Source organism: Acetobacter aceti (assembly GCF_002005445.1).
GTDB classification, from domain to species: Bacteria; Pseudomonadota; Alphaproteobacteria; order Acetobacterales; family Acetobacteraceae; genus Acetobacter; species Acetobacter aceti_B.
The window spans coordinates 1,079,982-1,104,575 of the sequence record NZ_CP014692.1; the positions used below are offsets into that span (position 1 = coordinate 1,079,982).

Below are 24,594 nucleotides of genomic sequence, written 5' to 3' on the forward strand. Positions count from 1 at the left end.
GCCAGACACAGATACATTTATTTCCACACGTCATCCATGACAGGCACAGCCGATGATTCTGTCGGAGCCATTATCTGCATGGTCTTGAGATCAGCTTCACTTTTTGTAATGGCTGTCTCTTCCGCCTTGAGATCGAGAGATCTGCTCAGCAAGGCATAGACGCTGCCGGAGACAATGAGCCCGACAAGCCAGCCGATATCGACGCCACCCAGCATTTTCGCGATTGGACCGGTGTAGATTTCAGGCAGAACGGCGAATGGTATGGTGACGAGGAATCCGATTGCGTAGGCCAGCAGGCCACGAGATTGCCACATGCCGTAAATACCGCCACCGGGCATGAAGAGATTTGTGATGGCGTAACGGCCTTTGCGAACCAGAAAATAATCGACCAGGTTGACCGCTGTCCACGGCACGAGCAGATACAGCATGACCGTCAGGGTCGCGAAAAGCAGCCCGATGGCGTCGGAAGGACATTGCAGTGACAGTCCTGTCCAGATTGCTGCGACGATAATAACTGTCAGGATACGGGCGCTTCTGGTCGGATTGAGCGGGCGGAAGGAGTCTATCCCGGTCAGGATGGTCAGCATGCAGCTATAGGCATTGAGACCCATCGTGGCGATCAGCGCAATAACAGATGCCAGGGCAACAACCGATCCAAATCCCGGGAAGACAGTGTCTCCTGCCTGATGGAGGGCGACCAGTCCGTCGGAAGCACCGAGCCGGGTCGCAAGCCAGGCGCCGAGGGTGATGAGCCAGATGGCAGAGGAGGATGCCCCAAACATCACGGCCATGATGATCGACACCGGTCTGGTGTTCCGCGGCAGATAGCGGGAATAGTCGGAAACGTACGGTGCGTAGGTGATGTTGTAGCTGGCGCTGGCAGCGATCTGTCCGATGAAGGCTACCCAGCTGAACCCGACGATTGTTGGCGCGGAACCCCCCGCATGGCCCGTCAGGATCGCTCCTGTCAGGATGACGTACAGGGGGAGGGAGACATAGAAGCAGAGCTTGAAGATCGTGTGCAGGCAGTCATGGCCGTATATGGCGAACAGCGCGGCGATGATGGCCATGCCGATCGTGACGGCTGTGATGTTCCAGCCGAAGATCCCGTTCAGACCGGCGGAAAGCAGCACCGTGTCAACAACATTGAAGCCTATGAACGTGACCAGCGTGCCAATCAGGACGAGAGAGACGCCCCGGTAGCCGAACTGCGCCCGGGACTGGATCATCTGCGGCAGGCCGAGTTCCGCGCCCTGTGAGGCGTGAAACGCCATGAACAGCGTGCCGAACAGGATTCCGATGACACCAGCGAGGGCCGTATAACCCAGAGAGAGGCCCATGCTGGGCCCGACAAATCCGATGGCGATTGTAAAGAACTGGAAATTACCCAGGAACCAGAAGGGCCCCTGATCCGCAACGCGACCGTGACGCTCGTTCTCGGGCACGTAGTCGATGGAACGGGTTTCGATCCCTCCCTGTCGGGAGGAAGTGACCTGGGTGAGGGTAGGTGTGACTGACATCGAGTGCCCCTCTGAGAGATGTCCGGGGTAGAACGATTTGTATCCGTAATGATATGGCGTGTGTATTGACAGCGCCAATTCCAAATCTAAGATTCAAACATTGATTGAAATCGATGTTTGGGTGTCATGCTTGGTAGTCTCAGCGATCTGGACCTGCGTCTGATCCGCGTTTTCCTGGCGATTGTGGATGCGGGCGGAATTTCCACGGCGCAAGGCATCCTGAACGTCGGGCAGTCCACGATCAGCACCCAGTTGGCGACGCTGGAGACACGGCTGGGCTTTAGACTATGTGAACGCGGCCGGAGTGGATTTCGGCTGACTGCAAAAGGAGAGCGCTTCACGGAACTGGCGCGTCATCTGGTTGGGGCTGTTGAAGATTTCAGCGTTCAGGCCCGCAACATGGATCGTCGCCTCGTCGGCACGCTCCGGATCGGGATTATCGGGCATACCCCATTCAGTGAAAACATCCGCATCAGTCAGGCCATCGCGCGTTTCCGGCAGCGTGATGAAGCTGTCAGACTGGATATCCGCGTCTGTTCACCCGGTGAGCAGGAAGAGCGTTTGCTGAGTGGAACACTCGATATAGCGATGGGCTATTTCTGGCACAGGATTCCCAGTTTGCAGTTCACGCCGCTCTTCATCGAAAGGCAGATTGCTTACTGCGGACGGGGGCATCCTCTGTTTTTTCATGTCGGGCAGGTCTCGCAGGCCGAGGCCTGGGAGTATGACTGGGGGTGGAGAACATATCCTCTTCCACAGTCACTCTTTTCCGACAGTCCTAAATCCATCACGGCGACAGCTGACAATATGGAAGCCCTGGCCATGCTTGTCCTGTCGGGACATCATCTGGCATTCCTGCCTCAGCATTTTGCAAGATCCTATGAGGAGCAGGGGCTGATCGCCTCTCTTAATCCGCAGGTATTGCGCTATGATGTAACTTTTCACGCTGTGTCGCGACAAAGACAGAATCTGGGGGACATACCGAAAGCTTTTCTGGATGACCTTGCCAGCGTCCATCTTTCGTCTGTTGCGGAAGGGCTGGTCTCTACCGAAACAGAAAAGATCTGATCAGAACTCCGCAGTCAGACCCGCAATGATACGACGATCAATGAGCAAGCCGGATGTTTCCTTGAGCTGAGAAGCACCAAGCTGTTGCCCGCTCAGCGCCAGAAGAAAGTGCTTGTCGATTTTCCATGCAACGCGGGCGTTCAGGGTCACGAAATCCTTGACCTTGATGTTCCTGAGCCGAAACGTCGTGAAGTCAGCGGCAACATCCTGATAGTGTGACTGCCATCTGGCATGGGCGCTGAATTGCACCGGCCCCAGAGTGTAATCGAAGCCGCCAATGACACTGTTGACCGGGGTTTGCCGCTGAAAATTGATCATTGAAGATTTGTCAGGGTCGCGCACAGCCGTCATGGCGTAACTCAGATCCCAGTGAAAATTGAAATCTGTTTTGCCTTCCAGCCGGATTTCGCCTCCGGCGTCATCGACCCGGTTATAGTTTTTGGGGAACATCGTAAGGGATGCCGGAGGCGTGTAGGTATAGTTTGAGGCAAAAGGTGTTCCGAGCATTTCGCTGGTGCGCTGGGCGAAAAGTGCGACGGACAGGGTGGCGCTCAGCGGCTTGATGCTGCGTGAGTAGTTCAGGCCCACATTGATGGTTGTCGATGGTGAAAGTGATGGATTGTTGATCACCGTGACGGGGCCGAGCATTGTGGTCGGCGCAAAATCAAAGAGAGCGGGAAGCTGAATGCCACGGGCTGCATTCAGTCCGAATGTTCCCCATTGACCGGCGTCATAGCGGATACGGCTGTTGAAGCTTGGTTCGATATAGTGTTGTGCAGCAGAAGATGGCACGTCAGAAAAAAACGGACTTCTAACGGATGGAACTGTCAGGGAATCCACCCGAACAGCATTTGTTAAAGTGAGTTTTGGTAAAATACGATAATCCCACACAGCGGAGCCTGCGGCGAGCATATCATATTCGCTGCCTATTTTCGTGCCAGCCTGCGTGCCGGACAGTGTGGAGTAACGATATTCGAGGCCCAGCTTCAGATCATTCTGATTGTTGAGCGAAATGGTGTCAGAAATCTGCGCAACAGTCGTTTCCAGATCATATCCGAAGTCGATTGGAATAATAGTTCCAAAAACAGCAATATTCTCTGTTGTCGTGTTGGTGAATGAGTTCTGATAGGCTCTGAATTCAAATAATCCCCAGCCCGTGTCGGCGGCAAGGCGGCCCTCAAGGCTTTTTGACAGAGGGCGGGATGCAAAGTAACTGCCGACATCAAGCCAGAAAGGTGTGTGTTCCTGATCGATCGTGCCAGTCAGGCCCCATTCGACACGAGGAGAAAGCTGCCCGCGTAATTCCAGAACGGCATTGATGTTGCTGGTCTGGGCGGGGATGTCACGACGACTGTGACGGTTATATTCGTCTGACCGCAGACCGTTAAGTGACAGCTTGGTCGTGAAGGCGTCTGAGAATTTGTGAGAAAGGACCACTTCTCCGCCGAACCCGTTAAGGCTGCCTCCCTCAACATGTACGTAGCTCTTGTTTTCGTGAAGCGGATCCCGGGTGACGATATTGATCACGCCTCCGGAGGCGTTAAAGCCGTACACGGCTGAATTCGGTCCCCGAATGACTTCGATCTGCCGGATATCACGAATTGAAACAGGAAGAGCGCCCCAGTCCGTGTAGTTGTAGCCGTCGAGATAAACCTGTCGTCCATCAATCAGCACCAGTGTGCGTGAGCCGCCTGCCGCGTCATTGCCCCGGATAGAGACATTGGCGCTCAGTATGGAATAGCGCCGTACATCCACTCCCGGCACCATGCGCAAGACTTCGGGAAGGGTCTGGGCGCCGGAAGACTGAATCTGTTCGGCTGTGACAACCTGTATGTCTGTCGGGAGTTCGCTGGCGCGCTGGGGTTTGCCGGTTGCTGAGCTTGTGATGGGCTCATTGAAAAGCTTTTCGAACGTACTGTAGTCGAGATTCTGCGCGTGTGCCTGATGTCCCGAAAATATCAGGAAACTGGCTGCGAGCGCTGCGCTGCAAGGTAGGGCCACAGCAAAACGCGGATACAGAAGGTTATGGCGCTTGGTGATGGGCAATGACGTTTAACCTGCAGATCAGACTATCTCCGGATTATGCAGGCGACCCGATTACAGCTTGGTTAAAATATTTCCTGAAAAATAAGAGAAAGACTGCTTGCAGGATGTAATGGTAAACAGGATGCAATACACTTGTATCCAGATCATGATGCGATGAAGACACCGGAGAGGGAAACATATGGAAACCACGCCGTCAGGACCATCGGCGGAGCTGAATGAGACGCCACACGATGAACAGGAAGCCTCACCTGCTGTGACGGCTGCAACGTCGACGGCTCCGCAGAATGATCCCATTCTGGTTGTAAAACCGGGTCCGCCGAGTGCGGTCTCAACATCCGCGCCTGCATCAGACGATCCTGCCAGCCAGAACAGAATGGATGCGTCAGCTTTCAGGGAACTGGCCCAGATGGTCGGCGCCATGGTGTTTGTCGGACTGTTGACAGTCGCCGGGTGGCATGCGGCGCATTATTCCGGTGCGTGGCCTTACTGAGAGGCTGTCCTTTCTTTCAGATCCCGAGAGTTCTCCCGACGGCCGACCAGCACGAAAGACCTGAAACGGATCACTGGTGGCGCAGGGTGACCACGAGCACATCCCTAAAGGCGGGCAGGTTCGGGTCTATCGGTTGAATCGGCGTGACACCGTGATAGACCATGTGATCATTCACGAAGGCGGCATCCAGTGGACCCGTGAGGGTAAAGCTGCCGACCTCATTCCCCTGCAGATCATGGATGCTGGTGGTTCCGTTCTCCACGTTCTCGCGCCGCACCATCAAGACAAGCACCCAATCGACACCATCCCGATGAAGACCTTCGGGGGTCGGGTGGCCATTCATCTCCCTGCCGGCTTCGATCCTGAACTGATGCACTTCGGCATGCCATGTTTCCGGCCGTTCAGGCTCAGGCGTCAGATCGGTTGCCAGTCGATTGACCAGAGACAGCACCGCTCTCATCACCGGATGGTCGCCGATCCGTTTTTCAACCGGGTCAAACCAGCGTTCAATGCCGCCATTCAAGGTGTTGTAATCGCGGCTTTGATAATGGGGCTGATGCTTTTTCCGGACGATGCTGTTGTCCGACAGGGCAAATGTGGCATGACGACGCCTGCGATAGCGACCGCCGTCAGCCATATAGACATCGACACCCAGCCGCTGCCAGCTTGAGGCGAAGCTCTCCCAGTCCGCCATGCCGTACGAGTCCAGCAGGGTGTGCATCTGTTTTGCCGGAATGTGCGCGAAGAAACTGTCTCGTGTCGTCGCTTCAATCCCGGTGAGCGCGGCCCCGGTGAGCGCGGCTCTGGTCAGATCTTCTTCAGGTCTTGTCATGGTCAGGTTTTTCCGCAGAGTCCCCGACCGGCTTTTCTGACTCAGCCGTCGGCGAGAGTGATGTCGTGGTGTTCACTTCATGCCCGTCAGCCGGAGCGTGGAGCTCTCCGGAAATTGAGAGAGAAGTGCCCGGCGCAGACGCCGTGTAGGAAGTCGGGGTATAGAACTTGATGTTCGCAGCCGCCATACGATTGGCGATCCGTTTGTAGAATTCGCGCTGGACTTTCCATTTCATCATGGCGGCGGTCCGGATGGTGCCAATCGTGATAGCCCCGTTTGAATCGCTCTTGTTGACGCCAAGATCGTTGTAGTCAGAGTAAATGATTGTCTTGAATGCATCTTCCTGGCGCATTTCTGCGACCGTATCAGCCATGATTTTCACGACACGGGAAATGTCTTCGGACAGATCAACATTTTGATAGATGACAAGCTGATTGAAATCCCTGCCCGTATTGGCAATTGAGGTGACGGAAGAAAAGGGAATGATGTGCAGATCGCCATTGAAGGCGCGCACCCTTACGGTTCTGATTGAAAGATGCTCGACTGAACCTTCCACACCAGCAGCAGTCACCCAGTCTCCAACCTGAATGGCGTCTTCAACCAGCATAAAGAATCCGGTGATGAAGTCCTTCACCAGACTCTGGGAGCCGAACGCCACTGCGGCGCCCATGATACCCGCGCCGGTGAGCAGGGGCGCGACATTGATGCCGATCTGCGAGAGGCTGGTGACCAGCACGATGATGATGATCAGCGCCAGCATGACGGTACGGATGATCGGCAGCACCGTTTTCAGACGGGTCGCACGCATCCCCTGACCGGTCTTGCTGAACTTTTCAAGCTGACGGCTCAGGAGGGCATTGACCACTTCCCAGGTCGCCGCCGCCACAGAAAGGGCGACTGTCAATGTAATGACGGCGCTCAGCAGACGGGAGCCGAGAGGGCTGGAGAAGAAGAAGTGAACGCTGGCGAGCCCCCATGATTCAGTCAGACCAATGAAACCGATGAACACGATCAGTGCGGTCAGCGCGCCGCGCACGAAAGGGTAATATCTATCCGCCCGCTCCTGAACTTCGGGATGTTTCTGGATCACGGCCGGATCAATACGGAACAGTCGATCCTGCCAGCCGTAAGCCAGCACAGCCAGAAGCCGGGTCACTGCGACAATCAGAACTGTGAGGAAAATTGTGCGGAGAATCCAGTCATAGCCGCCCCGGAGATGGGCAGCCCATACGAGCCAGAGCGCCGCATCCAGAAAGAGCGCCGGAATCCACCAGAACTGCACCAGTGTCAGTATGAAGGACCAGAAACCGCTCTTCACCTTTGCCCGCTTGGGAGCGACGGTCCTCGCAACAATAGGACGAAGCCGCCAGATGAAGATGGCGATCATGATGTGTTCTATCAGAATCACAGCGCGGATCATTGCTTCCGTGCCGCGCTCGGAAAGGTCGAACTCTCCTCCCACAACCGAGAGGCAGACAACGAGGGAAGGCGCTGCGACGAGGAAATTCCACCAGCGTGTCAGCATATGCGCCGTACTGTCGGAAACCGGCGCCAGTCTGATCATTGGAGAACGTGGAGCCAGCGCCGATTCCAGAAGAACGAACAGGAAGCGGGCGACCGCGTAAGCCTCTGCCAGAGTCTCTGTGACGGTTTCCGCCTGTTGCGTGTCGGTGGCGAGAGAGGAGCCCGCCATGGCCACACCCAGAAACAGCAGAACAGGCAGCAGTTTGAGGCCGAAATGCCCCAGTGCATAAGGTACGCGGGACAGGAATTTCAGTGTTTCGATCTGGCGACGCTGGTCATCCGCACGCGTTTTCAGCGTGTTGATTTCTTCCTTATGGTCCCCGTTCGCCTTAGCCAGAGCGGCCGCCTTTATGTCGGCGTTCTGATCGGTTTCCTCTAGGGCAATGTCAGAGTCGGGCTCGTCCTGCGGCGATACTGCGGAATCGTTTTCCCGCTGTTCACGGCTTTCAGCCCGCCGGGTCACTGCCTGCAGCGGTTTGTGAAGCGCGAGAGATGCTCCCCACTCAATCAGCATGGCGACGACAATGACCAGTCCCGCGCGCCAGAATGTGCCGAGAAGCACGGCGCGGGTCTGGGGGTTGGAAATTTCTGCATCGAACCATTTTCCGACCGTTTTCAGGTCAGAGAACAATCCGAGAAAGTTATCCAGATAGCTGCGCAGGGTGAGTTTCAGAGAGGAAACACTGGAGATCAGGTCGGTGTGGAGCACTACGGCGTTCGGTGACACGACTGCGTTGGCCGGCTCTGCGGGAGCGGCTGCCTTTGCCGTTGCAGATGTCGAGGAAATGCCCTTCGCCATGAGCGAAAGTGTATGGGTGAAGCTGTCTCTCTGCTTCGGATCGTTCAGGACATTCAGCAGTTGCTGTGCTTCCTGGGGAGAAAGCGCAGCAGTGTTCCCCGAGGATGCAGTTACGGCCGCCGCCCCGGTGTCGGCCGCCAGCGCGTTGTGCATGGCGGGAAATAGCAGCAGGGTGGCTGTAAAGAGCCAGCAGGTCAGGATGCCCAGGGACCGGTGTCGTCGCGAGGATGACCGCTCAATGACCGGGGTGACGGAACGATGATCCGCGTTACTCACCTGCATCCTGTCTTCACCTCATCCGAGTTGTATTGTTTGCGATTGGGTACGAGCCTTCCTGATACGGATCAAGGGAAGGCCGGACCGAAGCGGTGTCAGCCGGGACTGTCGAAACGTACGACACGTTCCCGACGCAAAACCAGCGTGCGCGCGACCATATCATGCAGGCCCTGCTTGCGTGGTGTGAAGGCGACCATGATCACGCCAATGAACAGGACAGGAAAAGATATGAACATCTTGACCAGATTACGGACGAGGGATCGCAGCAGCGAGATGCGGCTTCCCGTCAGGTCGCAGACACGCAGCCCCAGAACCAGTTTTCCCAGTGAGGCGCGCAGAGGTGACGCTTCGAGCACGACAAAATAGACCAGCTGGAACAGCAGGAAATATGTGCCTGTGTCATGAATTTCCACATGCGGCCAGGGCATGTGGAAGCTGGTGGCGAAATCCGTGTTCCGGAAGGCGACCTGATAGGACGGCGTGTCACCCTGCCATTCTTCCAGACGGACGGTCGGCAGCGTGAAGATGCCGACGACAAGGCTGACGACGCTCAGCAGAACATAATCCAGAATGGCCGCGGCCGTGCGGACCCAGAAGCCAGCATAGGCCAGAACCCGTCCATCTGGTGTCAGACTGCCTGAACCACCGATAATGTCTGCCTGTGCAGGCGGCGCGCCCCAGCCGGGAGGGAGGAAGTCAGGCATGGATCAGCTCCTGTATGAGCCATTGATATCAATGTAACCGTGCGTCAGATCGCAGGTCCAGACGGTCGACTGACCGTCACCAAGTCCCAGATCAACGTCGATGTCGATATCCTGCCCCTTCATGTGTGCAACGACAGGCGTCTCGTCATAGCCTTCCACCACGGTCCCTTCGCTGGCGATGGTGACACCGCCGATCGCCACCGCCAGCAGGTCACGGTCGGCGGGTTCGCCGCATTTGCCGACCGCCATGACGACACGCCCCCAGTTGGCGTCCTCCCCGGCGATGGCCGTCTTGACCAGCGGGGAGTCGGCAATGGCTTTTGCCACGATGCGGGCTGACTGATCAGACACAGCGCCTGTCACACGGACGCGGATCTGCTTCGTAGCGCCTTCTCCGTCACGGACCACCATCAGCGCCAGATCAAGCAGCAGATCGTTAAGGGCTGTCCGGAACGAGGCGAGGCGAGGGTCATCAACGCTGCTAACGGCCTGGTTTCCAGCCTTGCCCGTCGCGAAAAGCAGAACCATGTCGGAGGTCGAGGTATCCGAGTCGACAGTGATGGCGTTAAAGCTGTGGATCGTGCCGGAGGACAGCATGGCCTGAACGACAGGGGCTGGTAACGCCGCATCTGTGGCGACGAAAGAGAGCATTGTCGCCATGTCGGGGGCGATCATCCCGCTTCCCTTGGCGATGCCCTGGATGGTGACCGCTACCCCGTCGATCTCGGTTTTTCTGACGGCTGCCTTGGGAAAGGTGTCGGTCGTCATGATGCCGCGCGCCGCTGCTTCCCATCCATTCTCGGTCAGTGAGGCGTGAAGAGCAGGGAGAGCTGCCGTAATCCGCTCGACCGGGAGCACTTCGCCAATGACGCCGGTAGACGCAAGGAAGACTTCCGTGGCGGGACACCCAGCCAGAGAGGCTTCGGACTCCGCTGTGGCCCGGCATGTTTCAATGCCTGCCTTGCCGGTGAAGACGTTGGCGTTACCGGCGTTGACAACAAGCGCCCGCGCCAGCCCGCCCTTGAGAGCCGTGCGTGACCAGTCCACCGGCGCTCCGGGGCATTTTGACCTGGTGAACACCCCGCCCACAGTCGTCCCGGCATCGAATTCGGCGACGACCAGATCCGTGCGTCCCTGGTAGCGGATCCCTGCGGCCACAGCGCCAAGGCGCACGCCCCGAACAGTGCCAAGAGCAGGCAGGGGCGAGGCGAGAGGGGAGACGGGCAGAGGCTTGGCCATTGATGACGAACCTTGATGCAGGAATGGGGAATGGCAGGAAAACTGTTCCTGAAGGCGGGGAGAGAAAGCGTAAACGAAAAAAGGAAGAACGCCGACGGGACGTTCTTCCTTTTCTTTAACGCAAGCCGTGAGGAGAGGCCATAAGGCCTCCCGCTCCTTATTTTGCTGGAGAGGCTGTCGGGTTGCCAGCGATGGCAGGCTGTGCGCCATCAGGAACCGGCTTTCCATCGGGTCCGAAGCGGACGATCTTCACTGCCGAGGTTGCCTTATCAACCGCGCCGCGAACGTCCTGCTGGATCAGCTGCTGACGGATCTTGTCCTTGACCTCGTCTTCCTTCGGCACAGGCACCGTGCGATCGGCCAGAACCTGAATCACATGATAGCCGAACTGGCTCTTCACCGGTGTCTGGCTGTAGGTGCCGGGCTTCATGGTGAAGGCGGCGTCGGAGAAAGCCGGAACCATGTCGCCTTTCTTGAACCAGCCGAGGTCGCCGCCATTGTTCTTGGCGCTGCCCTTGTCGGTCGAGAGGCTCTCGGCCAGCGTGCCAAAGTTGGCGCCGCCCTTGAGCTTCTTGATGATATCCTGCGCTTCAGCTTCGGTCTTCACGAGAATATGGCGCGCATGCACTTCTTTCTCGGGAGTCTTGCTGGCGTAGTTCTTGACGTAGAAGTCGTGGATCGCGGCGTCCGTGAGCTGCGGCACGACCTGCTTGGAGAGCCATGCGTTCTGGAGAGCCGTGTTTGCGGCGGTTTCCATCGCGGTTTTCACTTCAGGATCGTTCTGCAGACCGTCCTTGCGGGCGGCAATCTGGATCGCCTTCTGATCGACCGCCTGATTCACCAGCATCGGGAAAATCATGTTCTGCGGCATCTGACGCAGCTGCGGCGGCATGTTTGCGGCTGACTTGCGGATGTCGTCGAGCGTGATCTTCTCGCCATTGACTGTGGCGATCACACTGTTCGGATCCATCGGAGGCTGGGCCGGGGCAGAAGCGGCTGGCGCTGCAGGGGCTGCTGCATCAGCTGCGTGCGCAGCATGAACAGAAGCGGAGGAGAGGAGAGTGGAAGCAAACAGGGCGGTCGCTGCGAAAAACGTGCCCGAGCTGGAAAAACGCATCAGTAAAAAACCCAGTGTGAACAGATATGACCTCATCATGGCCGACCCGGGAGCCTCCCGCAAGGGCACGATGTAAGTCTGTTTTGTTAAGAAAGAGCCATTTTCCAGGGGGCATAACCGGGGCATCGGTTGACCCTGAGCAATGGCGGCTTTATCTGAGGGAGCGCACGCCGTCGGCTTTTCGGTCCCTGTCAGTGTATCAGATGCAGGGCAGGAACGGGGGGTCGGCTCCGGGCGTGCTGTTCCGGAAAGGTCTTCATGTTCGCCTCGCTCGCTCGCGCCCTCTTCGGCACTGCCAATGATCGTTCGCTCAAAGCGTTCCAGCGCCGCGTACCTGAAATCAATACGCTTGAGGCTGGCATTGCCCCGCTTGATGACGCCGCTCTTGCTCATAAAACAGTAGAGTTCCGGGAACGGCTGGCGCAGGGAGAAACGCTGGACGGCCTGTTGCCAGAAGCGTTCGCCGTGTGTCGTGAGGCGTCAAAACGCGTGCTCGGCATGCGCCATTTCGACGTGCAGCTCATCGGCGGTATGGTCCTGCATTCCGGAAAAATTGCTGAAATGCGGACTGGTGAGGGTAAGACCCTTGTTGCCACACTGGCCGTTTATCTTAATGCGCTCAGCGGCAAGGGCGTGCATGTCGTAACAGTCAACGACTATCTCGCGCGCCGTGATGCCGAGGAAATGAGCCGCCTTTACAGCTTCCTCGGGCTGACGACCGGCACGATCGTGCCGAACCTGCCGGACGAAGCCCGTCGCGAGGCATATGCCTGTGACATTACTTACGGCACGAACAACGAATTCGGTTTCGATTATCTCCGCGACAACATGAAATACCGGCTGGAAGAGATGGTCCAGCGGCCTTTCAATCATGCCATCGTGGATGAAGTCGATTCCATCCTTATCGACGAAGCCAGGACGCCGCTGATCATCTCCGGTCCCGCCGAAGACAGTTCGGAGCTTTACCGCGCTGTGGATGCGGTGATCGCGGAAATGGTCCGTGATCCGGCGACGTTCGACAAGGATGAAAAACTCCGCACCGCGATTCTGACGGAAGCCGGTTCTGACCGCGTGGAGGAGCTGCTGCGTAACGCGGATGTGCTGAACGACGGCGGTCTGTACGACGTGCAGAATGTGGCGGTCGTCCATCATGTGCTGCAATCCCTGCGCGCCCATACCCTGTTCTCACGAGACGTCGACTACATCGTCCGTGACGGCAAGGTGACCATCATTGATGAGTTCACCGGCCGTATGATGGATGGCCGCCGTTACTCGGATGGCCTGCATCAGGCGCTTGAGGCGAAGGAGCACGTGGAAGTCCAGCAGGAAAACCAGACGCTGGCGTCCATCACGTTCCAGAACTACTTCCGTCTCTATCCCAAGCTGTCCGGCATGACGGGCACGGCCATGACGGAAGCCGACGAATTCGCCGAAATCTACAAGCTGGACGTGGTTGAGATCCCGACCAATCTTCCGGTTGCCCGTAAGGATACCGACGATGAGATCTATCTTGATGAACGGCAGAAATTCGCAGCCGTCGTCAAGCTGGTTGAGGAAATCCATAAGGGTGGGCAGCCCATTCTTGTCGGCACCACGTCTGTTGAAAAGAGTGAAGCCCTCTCGGCGCTGCTGAAGCAGGACAATATTCCGCATCATGTGCTCAACGCCCGTTTCCATGAGATGGAAGCGGCGATTGTGGCGCAGGCGGGTGCTCCGGGCGCAATCACTATCGCCACGAACATGGCGGGCCGCGGCACGGACATCAAACTCGGCGGTAACGTCGAGATGCGGATTCAGCAGGAACTCGCACACATCACTGATCCTGCCGAACTTGCCGCCGCCGAGCAGGCCATCCGTGATGAAGTGTCGAAAAATCAGGCGATCGTGAAGGCGGCAGGCGGTCTGTATGTGATCGGCACCGAGCGTCACGAGAGTCGGCGTATCGACAACCAGCTTCGTGGTCGTGCGGGTCGTCAGGGCGATCCGGGTAATTCGCGCTTCTTTGTCTCGCTTCAGGATGACCTGATGCGAATTTTCGGGTCCGATCGCATGACCGGCATGCTCCAGAAAATGGGCATGCAGGACGGCGAGGCGATCGTGCATCCGTGGCTCAACAAGGCTCTTGAGCGCGCGCAGAAGAAGGTCGAAGCCCGCAACTTCGACATGCGCAAGAACACGCTCAAATACGATGACGTCATGAACGACCAGCGCAAGGAGGTTTATGCCCAGCGCCGTGAATTCATGATGCAGGACGATGTGGCCTCCCTGATCGTGGAAACGCGCGAGGAACTGATCCTTTCCCTCGTTGATCGCTATATCCCGGAGAAAGCGTTTGCCGAACAGTGGCGGACGGCTGAACTCACGGATGATGTAAAGCGTATCTTCAACCTTGATCTGCCGATTGCCGACTGGGCGACGGAAGACGGGATGGACAGGGAACAGGTTGCGGCCCGCATCGAGGATGCCGCGGCGCAGGCGCAGGCTGTCCGGACCACGAATTTTGGTCCCGACATCATGCGGTATCTGGAAAAGCAGATCCTGCTGACGACATTTGATTCGGTCTGGAAAGAGCATCTGCATGCGCTGGACCAGCTTCGTCAGGGTATCGGTCTGCGCGCCTATGGCCAGAAAGATCCACTGAACGAATACAAGCACGAAGCCTTCCAGCTCTTTACCTTCATGCTGGATGAGATGCGTGAGCGCGTGATCACTCTGCTGGCCCGTGTCGAAATGGCGCCTCCCCCGGAGCCACATCCTCTTGAAGGAATTGGCGAATTCCATCCTGATCCGCATGTCGAGGGATATGCGTCGGAACCGGCTCAGTATGTTGGCGCGCCAGCTGCCGTGACTGCGGAACCGCCGAGTGGTGGGGCTATTCTCCCGGACGATCCGTCCACATGGGGCGAGACGCCGCGTAACTCGCTTTGCCCGTGCGGTTCGGGGCTGAAATACAAACATTGTCACGGGCGTCATGTCTGAAGCCCGTTCAGGACATCCCCCGGGACGTTGAAGTCGCCGGATAGCAGGAATTTCCCCCGGGGCGTTCTGTGACCCGGGGAGTTTCCTGGCGGACGTCAGTCCCCATCGGCCCGGCCCCGTATAGCCGACATCCATCATGATACATTCAGTCAGAACGAGGACAGCGAGATGGCAGGCCATTCGCAATTCAAGAACATCATGCACCGCAAGGGGGCGCAGGACGCCAGGCGGGCCAAGCAGTTTGCCAAGGTGATTCGCGAAATCACGGTGGCTGCCCGTTCCGGCCTGCCTGATCCGTCATCCAATCCCCGTCTGCGTGCCGCGATTTCAGCAGCCCGTGAAGTGAACATGCCGAAAGATACCGTCGAGCGCGCCATCAAGAAGGCGACCGGCGCAGGCGGCGGCGATGATTATGTCGAGATCCGTTACGAAGGTTACGGCCCTGCCGGTGTCGCCGTGATTGTCGAGGCGCTGACCGACAACCGTAATCGTACGGCCAGTGAAGTTCGCGCGGCTTTCTCGAAATACGGTGGTTCACTGGGGGAAATGAACTCGGTGTCGTTCATGTTCAACCGTATGGGCGTCATCACCTATCCGGCCAGTGTCGCCGGTGAGGACGACATGCTGGAAGCGGCGATTGAAGCCGGAGCGGACAACGTGGTCTCGACCGATGAAACGCACGAGATCACCTGTGAGGTTGAGTCGTTTTTTGCGGTGCGTGACGTGCTGGAACCGAAGTTCGGAGAGCCTCTTTCTGCGAAACTCGACTGGCGTCCCGAGAATTCCATAGAACTGGATGAAGACAAGGCCCGCACTGTTCTGAAGCTTCTGGATGTTCTTGAGGACAGCGATGACGTTCAGAATGTCTACGCCAATTTCGATCTTTCCGAAGAAGTCGCGGAAGCCCTCTCTGCGTGATCCTGTCGCGTCGCGGTTCAGCCACCATGTCTCTGGTTGCTGAACCGCTGAATTGAGGACCGGTCCATGCGCATCCTTTTCATCACCGCAACACGCCTCGGGGATGCCGTCATTTCGACGGGACTGCTCAATTACCTGATTCAGGCTCACCCCGACGCCCGGTTCACGGTTGCCTGCGGTCCGGTCGCGGCGGGACTGTTTCAGCGCATGCCTCAGCTTGAGCGTCTGCTGGTGATGACCAAGAAGCCGTATGATCGGCACTGGCTCGAACTGTGGAAGCAGTGTGTCGGAACGCGATGGGATCTGGTGGTCGATCTGCGGGGCTCAGCCATCAGCCTGCTCCTGCGGACACGCGCCCGGCGGATCATGAGGGGTGGCCGCCGGTCAGGGCTGCGCATCGCTCACGTTGGAGAGGTGCTCGCATTGTCTCCTCCGCCCTTGCCGGTTGTCTGGACAGATACGGAAGATGATGCTGTTGCGCAGACAATCCTTGGCGACAGGGAGGTGATTGCGTTTGCGCCAACAGCCAACTGGTCTGGGAAAGTCTGGCCAGCCTGCAATTTCGTGGATCTCTGGTCACGGCTTGAAAAGATTTCTTCAAAGAAGAAACTGGCGGTTTTTTATGGTCCCGGCGAAGCGGAGCGCGCCATGGCGGCGGCCGTTCTGGCTATTCCGGGTGCGATTGATGCTGGTGGACGGTTCACTCTTGCTGAGACCGCGGCCATGTTGCGACGGTGTCAGTTTTTTGTCGGGAATGACTCCGGCCTGATGCATCTGGCGGGCGCGGCAGGCACGCCCACACTCGGTCTGTTTGGCCCTTCACGTAGGAGTGAGTATGCGCCGTCCGGGCTTTGTGCGGAGTGGATCGCAGCGCCAGGGCCGGAAGGTCAGGCGCCGATCAGCGGTCTCACCCCTCAGACGGTGTTTGAACGCGTTGTCTTGATGCTGAACGATGCAGGGTGTGAGGCGCATGGCTCAGTAGGGGCAGCCAGCGCGTGATGGCGTGTTGATGGATTTTTTTGTCGGAAAAGCAGTTTTGATCTCGAATTCAGAGCTGCGGCGCTGGAAGCTACTTTCATATTTTCTATAATATGTCTCCATGTCTTGAAATAAGTGCCGTTAAATGAATGTGAAATAATTTCTATTTATTGTGGTGTGTTTTTTTGTCTGATATTTCTTCGGGAAATGAAGCGGTATTCCCGTACAAATATTTCTGATTTCTGTCTTCGGAAGTGTTCTGTTTGTGCGGGGGTAATAGCTCACGTAAATGTGTGTTTGAAAAAAGAATGGCGGATTCGGGAATGAGCTTGAAGATATATGTAGCTGGTCACAAAAAATTTTCTCCGCCTTTTGATGCAACTTACGTACCGATTATAGGCGGCATGAGTGGCTACGAGGAAAAAGGTGAGGTCACTGATTTTATTGGTGATGATACTGGAGATAATATTTCGCACTTAAATAATATTTTCTGTGAACTGACAGTTCAATACTGGATATGGAAAAACGACCATACTTCAGACTATGTAGGGTTGAATCACTACAGAAGATTTTTTCAAAAAAAAGAAAACGGAACAAATCTGTTTTATAAGTACATCGAGGGAGTAAAGGTGGTTTGTGAAGGCAATGAAATTGCCGCTGGGGATGATTTTGATTTTTCTAATGTGGATATGATTGTCCCTGTGAAACATCATGCGGAACCGGTTCTGCAGCAATATGCAAGATTTCATGTGCTGGAAGATATGTTCCTTATCAGCGAACAAATAAAAAAAATCCAGCCGGACTATGTAAGCGCCTGTGATTTTTATTTTAATCATTGTAATTATTTTCATCATACAAACATGATTGTTGCAAAAAAAGAGCTGTTTGATGAATACTCTTCCTGGCTGTTTAGTCTGTTGATGCCTCTTGCTGAAGATAAGTTTTTTGTTAATTATGATAAGCTTCAGATGAGAGTGATGGGATTTCTTTCTGAACGGCTTTTGTCTGTCTGGATTCTTAAGAACAGAAAAAATCTTGCTATCGAAGAGAGAAGCTACGTGCAGATAAAAGAGCTTTAAAAGACATCAGGCACCCGGTTGGTTACAGGCTTAAAGACCGGGTGTCGCCATCGGAGTTTTTTCGATAGTCTGTTCCTGAAATAATATCCTGACGCTATCGAAGATTTCTGGTCAGGATTTTTTTTAATATCTCTATAAAATATTGCTTTTCTGGAAATCTCTATCATAGACGGACTTTCATCCGCTTCGTAAAAAAACGCAGCAAACTCCCTGATTTTTTCTGTTTCCAGCTAAAAACTCCCTGCACAGAGCGCGATGGCCGCACTCCGAAGAATTGTCTATGATTTGCTGGAGACACTGCGCAGAGAAAGAGGCGACCATGCATTACGACCTGATTATCCGGAACGGCACCTGCATCCTTCCGTGGGGTGAGGTGAAAACGGATGTTGGTGTTGTGGCGGGACGGATTGCGAGCATCGACGTCGCTTCGACTGATGAAGCGCACGAAGTCATTGATGCGCACGGGCTGCATGTCCTGCCGGGACTGATTGATGCGCATGTGCATCTGCGTGACCCGGGAAATCCGGCTGTTGAAAGCATTCCCACAGGAACAAAGGCTGCTGCGTTGGGCGGAATCGCCACGGTGTTCGATATGCCGAACACCAACCCGGCCGTAACGGACGCCGAGATGCTGCGCTGGAAGCAGGAATATGCCTCCCGTGAATCCTACACAGACTTTGCATTCTATGTCGGTGCAACACGGGAAAACACCAAGGATCTGGGTGAGTTCGAGACGTTTGACGGTGTCTGCGGAATCAAGGTGTTCGCGGGATCATCCACAGGCAATCTGATGATTGAGGATGACGAAGGGATCGAGGCCGTGCTGCGCCATGGCCATCGCCGCGTCTCTTTTCACTCGGAAGACGAATATCGTCTGCGCGCCCGGAAAACCCAGTTCGGACAGACCGGAATGCCGTGCTGCAATCACAGCATCTGGCGCGATCCGGAATGCGCTTTTCTCGGTACGCGCCGGATTACGGCTCTTTCAGTGAAGACGGGACGTCCGGTCCATATTCTGCATACCTCCACGGAGGAAGAATTCAGGTTTCTTGAAAACTATCGTCATCTGGTCACGACGGAAGTACTGGCCAATCATCTGACGCAGATTGCACCGGAATGTTACGATCAACTCGGCACTCTGGCGGTGATGAACCCTCCGATCCGTGAGGAGCGCCATTTCGAAGCGGCATGGCGCGCCCTGCGGAATGGCATGGTGGATGTCGTCTCCTCCGACCATGCTCCGCATTCACTGGAAGCAAAAGCGAAGCCCTGGCCTGAATGTCCCTCCGGCATGACCGGGGTGCAGACGCTGGTTCCGCTGATGCTGGATCATGTCAATGCCGGTCGTCTGTCTCTGACCCGTCTGGTGGACGTGATGGCCGCCGGTCCTGCCCGCGTATATGGCATGATGGCGAAAGGTCGTCTGTCAGTCGGCTACGATGCCGATTTCACGCTTGTGGACATGAAAGCCGAGCGCCGCATCACCAATGACTGGATCGCCACGCCTGCGGGCTGGTCGCCTTTCGATGGGAAAGAGGTCAAGGGCTGGCCGATCGCGACGGTTGTGCGTGGGACAGTCGTGATGCGTGAGGATGAGATCCTTGGTGAGCCACTCGGGCAGCTTGTGCGTTTTCTGCCCTGAAAAAGCCGCGAGTTCGCCGCATAGATCCTGATTGGGCGAGAGACTGTCGCCTCGGACAGGCAGAGGCAGTCTTCCGTCGCTTTTACCAACAGTATCCGGTCCAGGCCGGAAGGAACACGTATGAAAACGACGTTTGCAATTTGTCTTGCAGCTTCTCTAACACTGCTCGCTGCGCCTGCGCACGCAGACGGTCTCTGGACGGCCGCCGGTTGTGGTGCGGAGCCTTCGGCGCCGACGCTCGATGTCTCCAGCGTTGATCATTACAACGCCAGTGTGGACAAGGCGGCCACCTATGAAAAGGCTGCCCGTGTCTACAATGCGTGCGTAGCTAAGGAAGCGACGCGTCAGCAGACGGTCATCAGCAATGAGGCCAAGGGAAAGATGGAGCATATCCAGGAAGGCAGTTCCACCGTCCAGAAGCGGATTGCTGCCAACTTTTCCAAGTTTACGGCCCAGTTGAAGACGGCTGGCGCAAAGCTCGGCAAGGCTCATTGATATCTTTGGCCTGTATGTCAGATGGCATGCAGGCCAAAGATGTGGCGTCGAGAAATGAAAGAATTGTCCATTTATGCCTTTGTGACAGAAATGGCATCAAGAGCGGTTATTGATGGTTCTCTCTGATGCTTCAGAATCTCTTCGTAAAAAAGCTGTGCTGGAGTTGAAAGAAGGGATGTATCCAAGACCCTGCAACGCATGCGGATGCAGTCGCAATTATGGCGAAAAGGGTTGGTATCAAACCAGACATATATGCCCAGTTTCTCTCCGGTACTCATCTTCTAGACCTTAATAATAATATCAAGATATTTGAGAAAAACCCCGGTCTGGATTCGATTTACGGTTCGACACAAAATGCCGACAATTTTAACGTTCGCTACAACTCTTATAAAACCCATCAGAAAATAGAGAGTTACATTAAACCTTTAGTGAATATTCATAAGGATTAAGAAAAAAGATAATACTGTATGCGACTTTCAAGATCAGAAAGTTGGTTCTTGAAAACGAGAATTGTTATTTATATTTTCTTGTTCCGAAGCCTGGATTGGGTAGCTGGAAGAATGCTCTAAATGGGATTCTCTTGAACGGCTTATAAAGACAGGCTGCTTTAAGCTGATATGTATAAGCTTAAAGCAGCCTAAAAATCACTCTGCCGAATACGTCTTGGCAAGCGCATCAAACGCCTGAAGTCTGCGGATAACGGCAGGCATTTCCCGCAGCGGGATCATGTTCGGCCCGTCACTCGGCGCGGCGTCAGGATCTTCGTGTGTTTCAAGAAAGACGGCAGCAACCCCAATCGCCACGGCTGCCCGCGCCAGAATGGGAGCGAACTCACGCTGTCCACCCGATGCTGTGCCAAGTCCACCCGGCTGCTGCACCGAATGTGTGGCGTCATACACTACCGGATACCCGGTGGTCGCCATGATCGGCAGTGAGCGCATGTCGTTGACCAGCGTGTTGTAGCCGAAGCTGGTGCCACGCTCGCAGAGCATGATGCGTTCATTGCCGGTCGAAGCAATTTTCTTCGCTACGTGGGTCATGTCCCACGGCGCAAGAAACTGTCCCTTCTTCACATTGATCGCAGCACCGGTTTCACCGGCGGCTAGCAGCAGGTCCGTCTGGCGGGAGAGAAATGCAGGAATCTGCAATACGTCGACAGCTTGAGCCGCAGGCGCGCACTGCTCGGGGCTATGCACATCCGTCAGAACCGGAATCCTGAACTGCTCGCGGATATCGGACAGGATCTGCAAACCCTTGTCCATGCCGATACCACGCTGTGAGCCGATGCTGCTGCGGTTCGCCTTGTCATAGGAGCTTTTGTAGATCAGCCCGATCCCGGCTTCGCCACATATTTCCGCCAGCGCCGCCGCCGTGTCCATGGCGTGGGCGGCGGATTCGATCTGGCACGGACCGGCAATCAGCACCAACGGCAGGCTGTTGCCGATTTCCAGATCTCCGAGGATGACTGTCTGCTGGAGACTCACGCTTCTTTCGCCTTGTCAGCCGCCGCACCGATGAACCCGGAAAAGAGCGGGTGAGGCGCGAAAGGACGGGAAATCAGTTCCGGATGATACTGCACGGCGACAAACCAGCGGTGATCCGGATATTCCACCACTTCCGGGAGAATCCCGTCTGGTGAGAGACCGGAAAATTTCAGGCCGGCAGCCTCGATCCGGTCACGGTAATGCACGTTCACCTCATAACGGTGACGATGACGCTCGCGGATGGTCGTCGTGCCGTAAATTTCTGCCGCGCGGGAACCTTCCGCCAGCTTCGCCGGATAACCACCAAGACGCATCGTTCCGCCAAGCTCGCCGCCTTCTCGACGGCGCAGCATCTCGTTGCCACGCGCCCACTCGGTCATCAAGCCAACCAGCGGCTCCTTGGCCGGACCGAACTCGGTTGAGGTGGCGTCCGGGATCCCTGCCAGATTGCGGGCACACTCGATGACCGCCATCTGCATGCCGAAACAGATGCCCAGAAAGGGGATATTCTTTTCACGGGCATAGCGCACGGCTTCGATCTTGCCGCCTGCGCCACGTTCTCCGAAGCCGCCGGGAACCAGAATCCCGTCCACTCCGTCAAGACATTTCAGTTTGGCCGGATCTTTCTCGAATGACTCCGCCTCGACCCAGTCCAGATTCACCCGGACATTGTTGGCGATACCGCCGTGAAGCAGGGCTTCATTGAGCGACTTGTAGCTATCGAGCATGGCCGTGTATTTGCCGACCACGGCGATCCGCACTTCACCAGCAGGCGCGCGGATGGTCTCGACAATCTTCTTCCAGCCGGACAGATCGGGTTCCTGGTCGTGCGGCAGGCCGAAATAGTGCAGGACTTCCGTGTCCAGACCTTCCGCATGGTAGGACAGCGGGCACTCATAGATCGTGTCCACGTCGCGAGCGGCGATGACAGCCTGCGGACGGACATTGCAGAAATTGGCGATCTTGCGTCGTTCATTTTCCGGAATCGGACGGTCGCAGCGGCACAGAAGAATCTGTGGTTGGAGACCGACATTCTGGAGTTCCTTGACGGAATGCTGTGTCGGCTTGGTTTTCAGTTCACCTGCGGACGGAATCCACGGCAGCAGCGTGAGATGCACGACCATGGTGTTCTCGACACCAAGATCATTACGGAGCTGGCGGATGGATTCCAGGAACGGCAGGCTTTCGATATCACCAACCGTGCCGCCAATCTCCACGAGGCAGAAATCCAGCCCCTCCGTGTCCGCAACCACACGTTCCTTGATGGCGTCGGTGATGTGCGGGATGACCTGCACGGTCCCGCCGAGATAATCGCCACGGCGTTCGCGGGCGATGACCTCCGAATACACGCGGCCTGTCGTGGTGTTGTCGGCACGCGTGGCGTTTACGCCGGTGAAACGTTCATAATGGCCGAGATCAAGATCTGTTTCGGCGCCATCGTCAGTGACGAAGACCTCGCCGTGCTGATACGGGCTCATCGTGCCCGGATCGACGTTCAGATAGGGGTCAAGCTTGCGTAGCCGGACCTTGTATCCACGAGCTTGAAGGAGGGCAGCAAGAGCCGCCGAAGCGATTCCCTTGCCAAGAGAAGAGACCACACCACCGGTGATAAATACGAACCGCGTCATGGAAGGTCTCCCTACACTGAGCGGGCGGGGGGAGGGAAGTACTGAATTACTCCCCTGTGCCCGGAAGATGATTTTCTCTGGATGGGAGCATCATTTTACGCGGCGACAATACCTTGCAGACACTATCGTTCTGTGATGTCAGAAGCGCCTTTCCGGGACAATGGGTCTGGCCCGGGCCACACGGAACAAAGACATTTATATATTTTGCAAACACGGAAAATGTAGAGGGCGCCCGGCATTCACAGGAGACCGCATTCCTTTGCAGGGTTCGGGGACGAAGCCCTGAAAGACGTCTTTTCAGGCTAGGCGCAGGCTGCACGAAGCCCCAAAACAAAAGCGCAGGAGAGAACCCCTGCGCTTTGCCTCGGTCAGATCGTAAATGTCGCAGATGTTACGGGTGCTGGGCAGCGCCGGAAGCATCTGCAGGCTGGCTCTGCTGGACGGGAGCGGGGGCTGCCGGCGCGACAGACTCCGCAGGAGCCGGGGTAGCCAGAATATCATGACCGCTGCCGCCGGAAACTGCGCCGCGATTGAGCACCGCCAGCATGAGGGACAGCAGCATGAACGCTGTCGCCAGCCCCGCAGTGGTGCGGGTCAGCAGATTCGCTGTGCCGCGACCGGACATGAACGAACCCATGCCCTGCGATGAGCCGATGCCAAGGCCACCTCCCTCGCTGCGCTGGATCAGCACGACAGCAATCAGGGAAACGGTGACAAGAAGATGAAGGATCAGCAGAGCGGTGATCATGGACAATCCGGTCGAGAGGTCAGAAAAACCGTAGCCTGAAACGAAGATGTCTCAGGCCGTGGGGACGGCGCGAATGATGGACAGGAAAGCGTCCGGCTTCAGGCTGGCGCCTCCGACCAGAGCACCGGCCACGTCCGGGAGGGAGAGGATCGAGGCGGCATTCCCCGCATCCACGGAACCACCATACAGAATCCGCAGGGATTTGCCAGCATCGCCGAACTGACGCACCAGTTCCGCACGAATGAAGGCGACTGTCGTCCTGATGTCGTCCGGCGTTGCGGCAAGGCCGGTGCCGATAGCCCAGACCGGCTCATAGGCGACAATGCCGGTGAATCCGTCCGGGAGAGAGCCTTTGATCTGCCAGCCGAGCGTATCTTCCGTCTGCCCCGACTGACGCTGGTCTTCGGTTTCACCAATGCAGACGATCGGCGTCAGGCCAGCCTGTGCGGCGGAGACGGCTTTCTCACGCACAGTCTCATCGACTTCACCATGATCACGGCGACGCTCGGAATGGCCGAGAATGACATGTGACGTCCCGACATCCCTCAGCATGGACGGCGCGATGTCGCCTGTGTGCGCACCCTTGTCGTTCTTGTGGCAGTCCTGCGCACCCAGGGCGACGGTGGAGCCGTTCAGCGTCTGATGGACAAGGGACAGGTGCGTGAAGGGCGGGCACACCACCACTTCCACTCCTGAAACCGGCTCTGCCGTCAGACCTGCGATGATCTGCTTCACGCGATCAACGGAGTCGGCGTTCAGGCCGTTCATTTTCCAGTTGCCGACAATGATGGGCGTGCTCATCGGAACGTCTCTCCTGTGAAACCTGGCCTGCGCGGTTCAGCCCGACCGCTTTGCGGCGCGGCTCCGGCTTTGCCGGGTGATTGTGGAACTGGTCCCACCTGTTGGGAAGCATGGCTACCCCATCGGGGTCCGGCCATGCAAGAAGGAGGTCATTCTGACGGAGACGCTGTCCCGGTTCTGGTCAAGACGGGATGGGATGAATATGGTGCCACGCCCGGATACGGCGC

At 56.5% G+C, this 24,594-nt stretch carries 19 protein-coding genes; 8 read left to right on the plus strand and 11 right to left on the minus strand.

Going from position 1 to position 24,594, the window contains the following annotated elements:
- Nucleotides 1–17 precede the first annotated feature (17 nt).
- Nucleotides 18–1,520 carry a purine-cytosine permease family protein gene (locus tag A0U92_RS04945; protein ID WP_077812262.1) on the minus strand — a complete coding sequence of 501 codons (1,503 nt, stop codon included), beginning with the start codon at nucleotides 1,518–1,520 and terminating at the stop codon, nucleotides 18–20.
- A 126-nt stretch (nucleotides 1,521–1,646) separates the two neighbouring features.
- Between A0U92_RS04945 and A0U92_RS04950 the strand changes: the two genes are divergently transcribed.
- Nucleotides 1,647–2,588, plus strand: a complete 942-nt coding sequence (locus A0U92_RS04950; RefSeq protein ID WP_077814256.1) for a LysR family transcriptional regulator — start codon at nucleotides 1,647–1,649, stop codon at nucleotides 2,586–2,588.
- On the opposite strand, the gene A0U92_RS04955 is transcribed toward A0U92_RS04950, so the two are convergent.
- Nucleotides 2,589–4,634, minus strand: coding sequence for a TonB-dependent receptor plug domain-containing protein (locus A0U92_RS04955; RefSeq protein ID WP_077812263.1), 2,046 nt, complete (start codon nucleotides 4,632–4,634; stop codon nucleotides 2,589–2,591).
- A gap of 178 nt (nucleotides 4,635–4,812) precedes the next feature.
- Between A0U92_RS04955 and A0U92_RS04960 the strand changes: the two genes are divergently transcribed.
- Nucleotides 4,813–5,124 carry a hypothetical protein gene (locus A0U92_RS04960; protein ID WP_149026378.1) on the plus strand — a complete coding sequence of 104 codons (312 nt, stop codon included), beginning with the start codon at nucleotides 4,813–4,815 and terminating at the stop codon, nucleotides 5,122–5,124.
- Between the two features lie 70 nt (nucleotides 5,125–5,194).
- On the opposite strand, the gene A0U92_RS04965 is transcribed toward A0U92_RS04960, so the two are convergent.
- The 5 genes from A0U92_RS04965 to A0U92_RS04985 form a co-directional block, all read right to left on the minus strand.
- A complete protein-coding gene (locus tag A0U92_RS04965; RefSeq protein ID WP_077812264.1) occupies nucleotides 5,195–5,956 on the minus strand; it encodes a 2OG-Fe dioxygenase family protein in 762 nt (253 codons plus the stop codon).
- Nucleotides 5,943–8,561, minus strand: a complete 2,619-nt coding sequence (locus tag A0U92_RS04970; protein ID WP_077812265.1) for a mechanosensitive ion channel family protein — start codon at nucleotides 8,559–8,561, stop codon at nucleotides 5,943–5,945. Before A0U92_RS04970 ends, A0U92_RS04965 begins: the two co-directional genes overlap by 14 nt.
- An 89-nt stretch (nucleotides 8,562–8,650) precedes the next feature.
- The gene (locus A0U92_RS04975; protein WP_077812266.1) at nucleotides 8,651–9,259 is read right to left on the minus strand and encodes an RDD family protein; all 609 of its coding nucleotides are present in this window, start codon (nucleotides 9,257–9,259) and stop codon (nucleotides 8,651–8,653) included.
- 3 nt (nucleotides 9,260–9,262) lie between these two features.
- Nucleotides 9,263–10,498, minus strand: a complete 1,236-nt coding sequence (argJ, locus tag A0U92_RS04980; RefSeq protein ID WP_077812267.1) for a bifunctional glutamate N-acetyltransferase/amino-acid acetyltransferase ArgJ — start codon at nucleotides 10,496–10,498, stop codon at nucleotides 9,263–9,265.
- A gap of 157 nt (nucleotides 10,499–10,655) precedes the next feature.
- Entirely contained in the window at nucleotides 10,656–11,615 is a 960-nt protein-coding gene (locus A0U92_RS04985) for a peptidylprolyl isomerase (protein WP_077814258.1), read from the minus strand.
- Nucleotides 11,616–11,873: 258 nt separating this feature from the next.
- Here A0U92_RS04985 and secA point away from each other — a divergent pair, with 258 nt between their 5' ends.
- The 6 genes from secA to A0U92_RS05015 all read left to right on the plus strand — a co-directional run bounded on the left by secA (nucleotide 11,874) and on the right by A0U92_RS05015 (nucleotide 19,706).
- Nucleotides 11,874–14,594, plus strand: coding sequence for a preprotein translocase subunit SecA (gene secA, locus A0U92_RS04990; protein ID WP_077812268.1), 2,721 nt, complete (start codon nucleotides 11,874–11,876; stop codon nucleotides 14,592–14,594).
- 168 nt (nucleotides 14,595–14,762) lie between these two features.
- Entirely contained in the window at nucleotides 14,763–15,512 is a 750-nt protein-coding gene (locus A0U92_RS04995; RefSeq protein WP_077812269.1) for a YebC/PmpR family DNA-binding transcriptional regulator, read from the plus strand.
- 66 nt (nucleotides 15,513–15,578) lie between these two features.
- Nucleotides 15,579–16,511, plus strand: a complete 933-nt coding sequence (locus tag A0U92_RS05000; RefSeq protein WP_077812270.1) for a glycosyltransferase family 9 protein — start codon at nucleotides 15,579–15,581, stop codon at nucleotides 16,509–16,511.
- A 302-nt stretch (nucleotides 16,512–16,813) separates the two neighbouring features.
- Nucleotides 16,814–17,569, plus strand: a complete 756-nt coding sequence (locus A0U92_RS05005; RefSeq protein WP_222927850.1) for a DUF4422 domain-containing protein — start codon at nucleotides 16,814–16,816, stop codon at nucleotides 17,567–17,569.
- 319 nt (nucleotides 17,570–17,888) lie between these two features.
- Entirely contained in the window at nucleotides 17,889–19,211 is a 1,323-nt protein-coding gene (locus tag A0U92_RS05010) for a dihydroorotase (protein WP_077812272.1), read from the plus strand.
- Between the two features lie 120 nt (nucleotides 19,212–19,331).
- Complete coding sequence (locus A0U92_RS05015; RefSeq protein WP_077812273.1) at nucleotides 19,332–19,706, plus strand: hypothetical protein; 375 nt, start codon at nucleotides 19,332–19,334, stop codon at nucleotides 19,704–19,706.
- Between the two features lie 644 nt (nucleotides 19,707–20,350).
- On the opposite strand, the gene kdsA is transcribed toward A0U92_RS05015, so the two are convergent.
- The 4 genes from kdsA to tpiA all read right to left on the minus strand — a co-directional run bounded on the left by kdsA (nucleotide 20,351) and on the right by tpiA (nucleotide 24,367).
- Nucleotides 20,351–21,190 carry a 3-deoxy-8-phosphooctulonate synthase gene (gene kdsA / locus A0U92_RS05025; RefSeq protein ID WP_077812275.1) on the minus strand — a complete coding sequence of 280 codons (840 nt, stop codon included), beginning with the start codon at nucleotides 21,188–21,190 and terminating at the stop codon, nucleotides 20,351–20,353.
- Entirely contained in the window at nucleotides 21,187–22,818 is a 1,632-nt protein-coding gene (locus A0U92_RS05030; protein WP_077812276.1) for a CTP synthase, read from the minus strand. The genes kdsA and A0U92_RS05030 overlap by 4 nt, the downstream gene beginning before the upstream one ends.
- A gap of 391 nt (nucleotides 22,819–23,209) precedes the next feature.
- Nucleotides 23,210–23,566 (minus strand): preprotein translocase subunit SecG, encoded by a 357-nt coding sequence (gene secG / locus A0U92_RS05035; RefSeq protein ID WP_077812277.1) that lies wholly within the window; start codon nucleotides 23,564–23,566, stop codon nucleotides 23,210–23,212.
- Between the two features lie 51 nt (nucleotides 23,567–23,617).
- Complete coding sequence (gene tpiA, locus A0U92_RS05040) at nucleotides 23,618–24,367, minus strand: triose-phosphate isomerase (RefSeq protein WP_077812278.1); 750 nt, start codon at nucleotides 24,365–24,367, stop codon at nucleotides 23,618–23,620.
- Nucleotides 24,368–24,594: the final 227 nt, after the last annotated feature.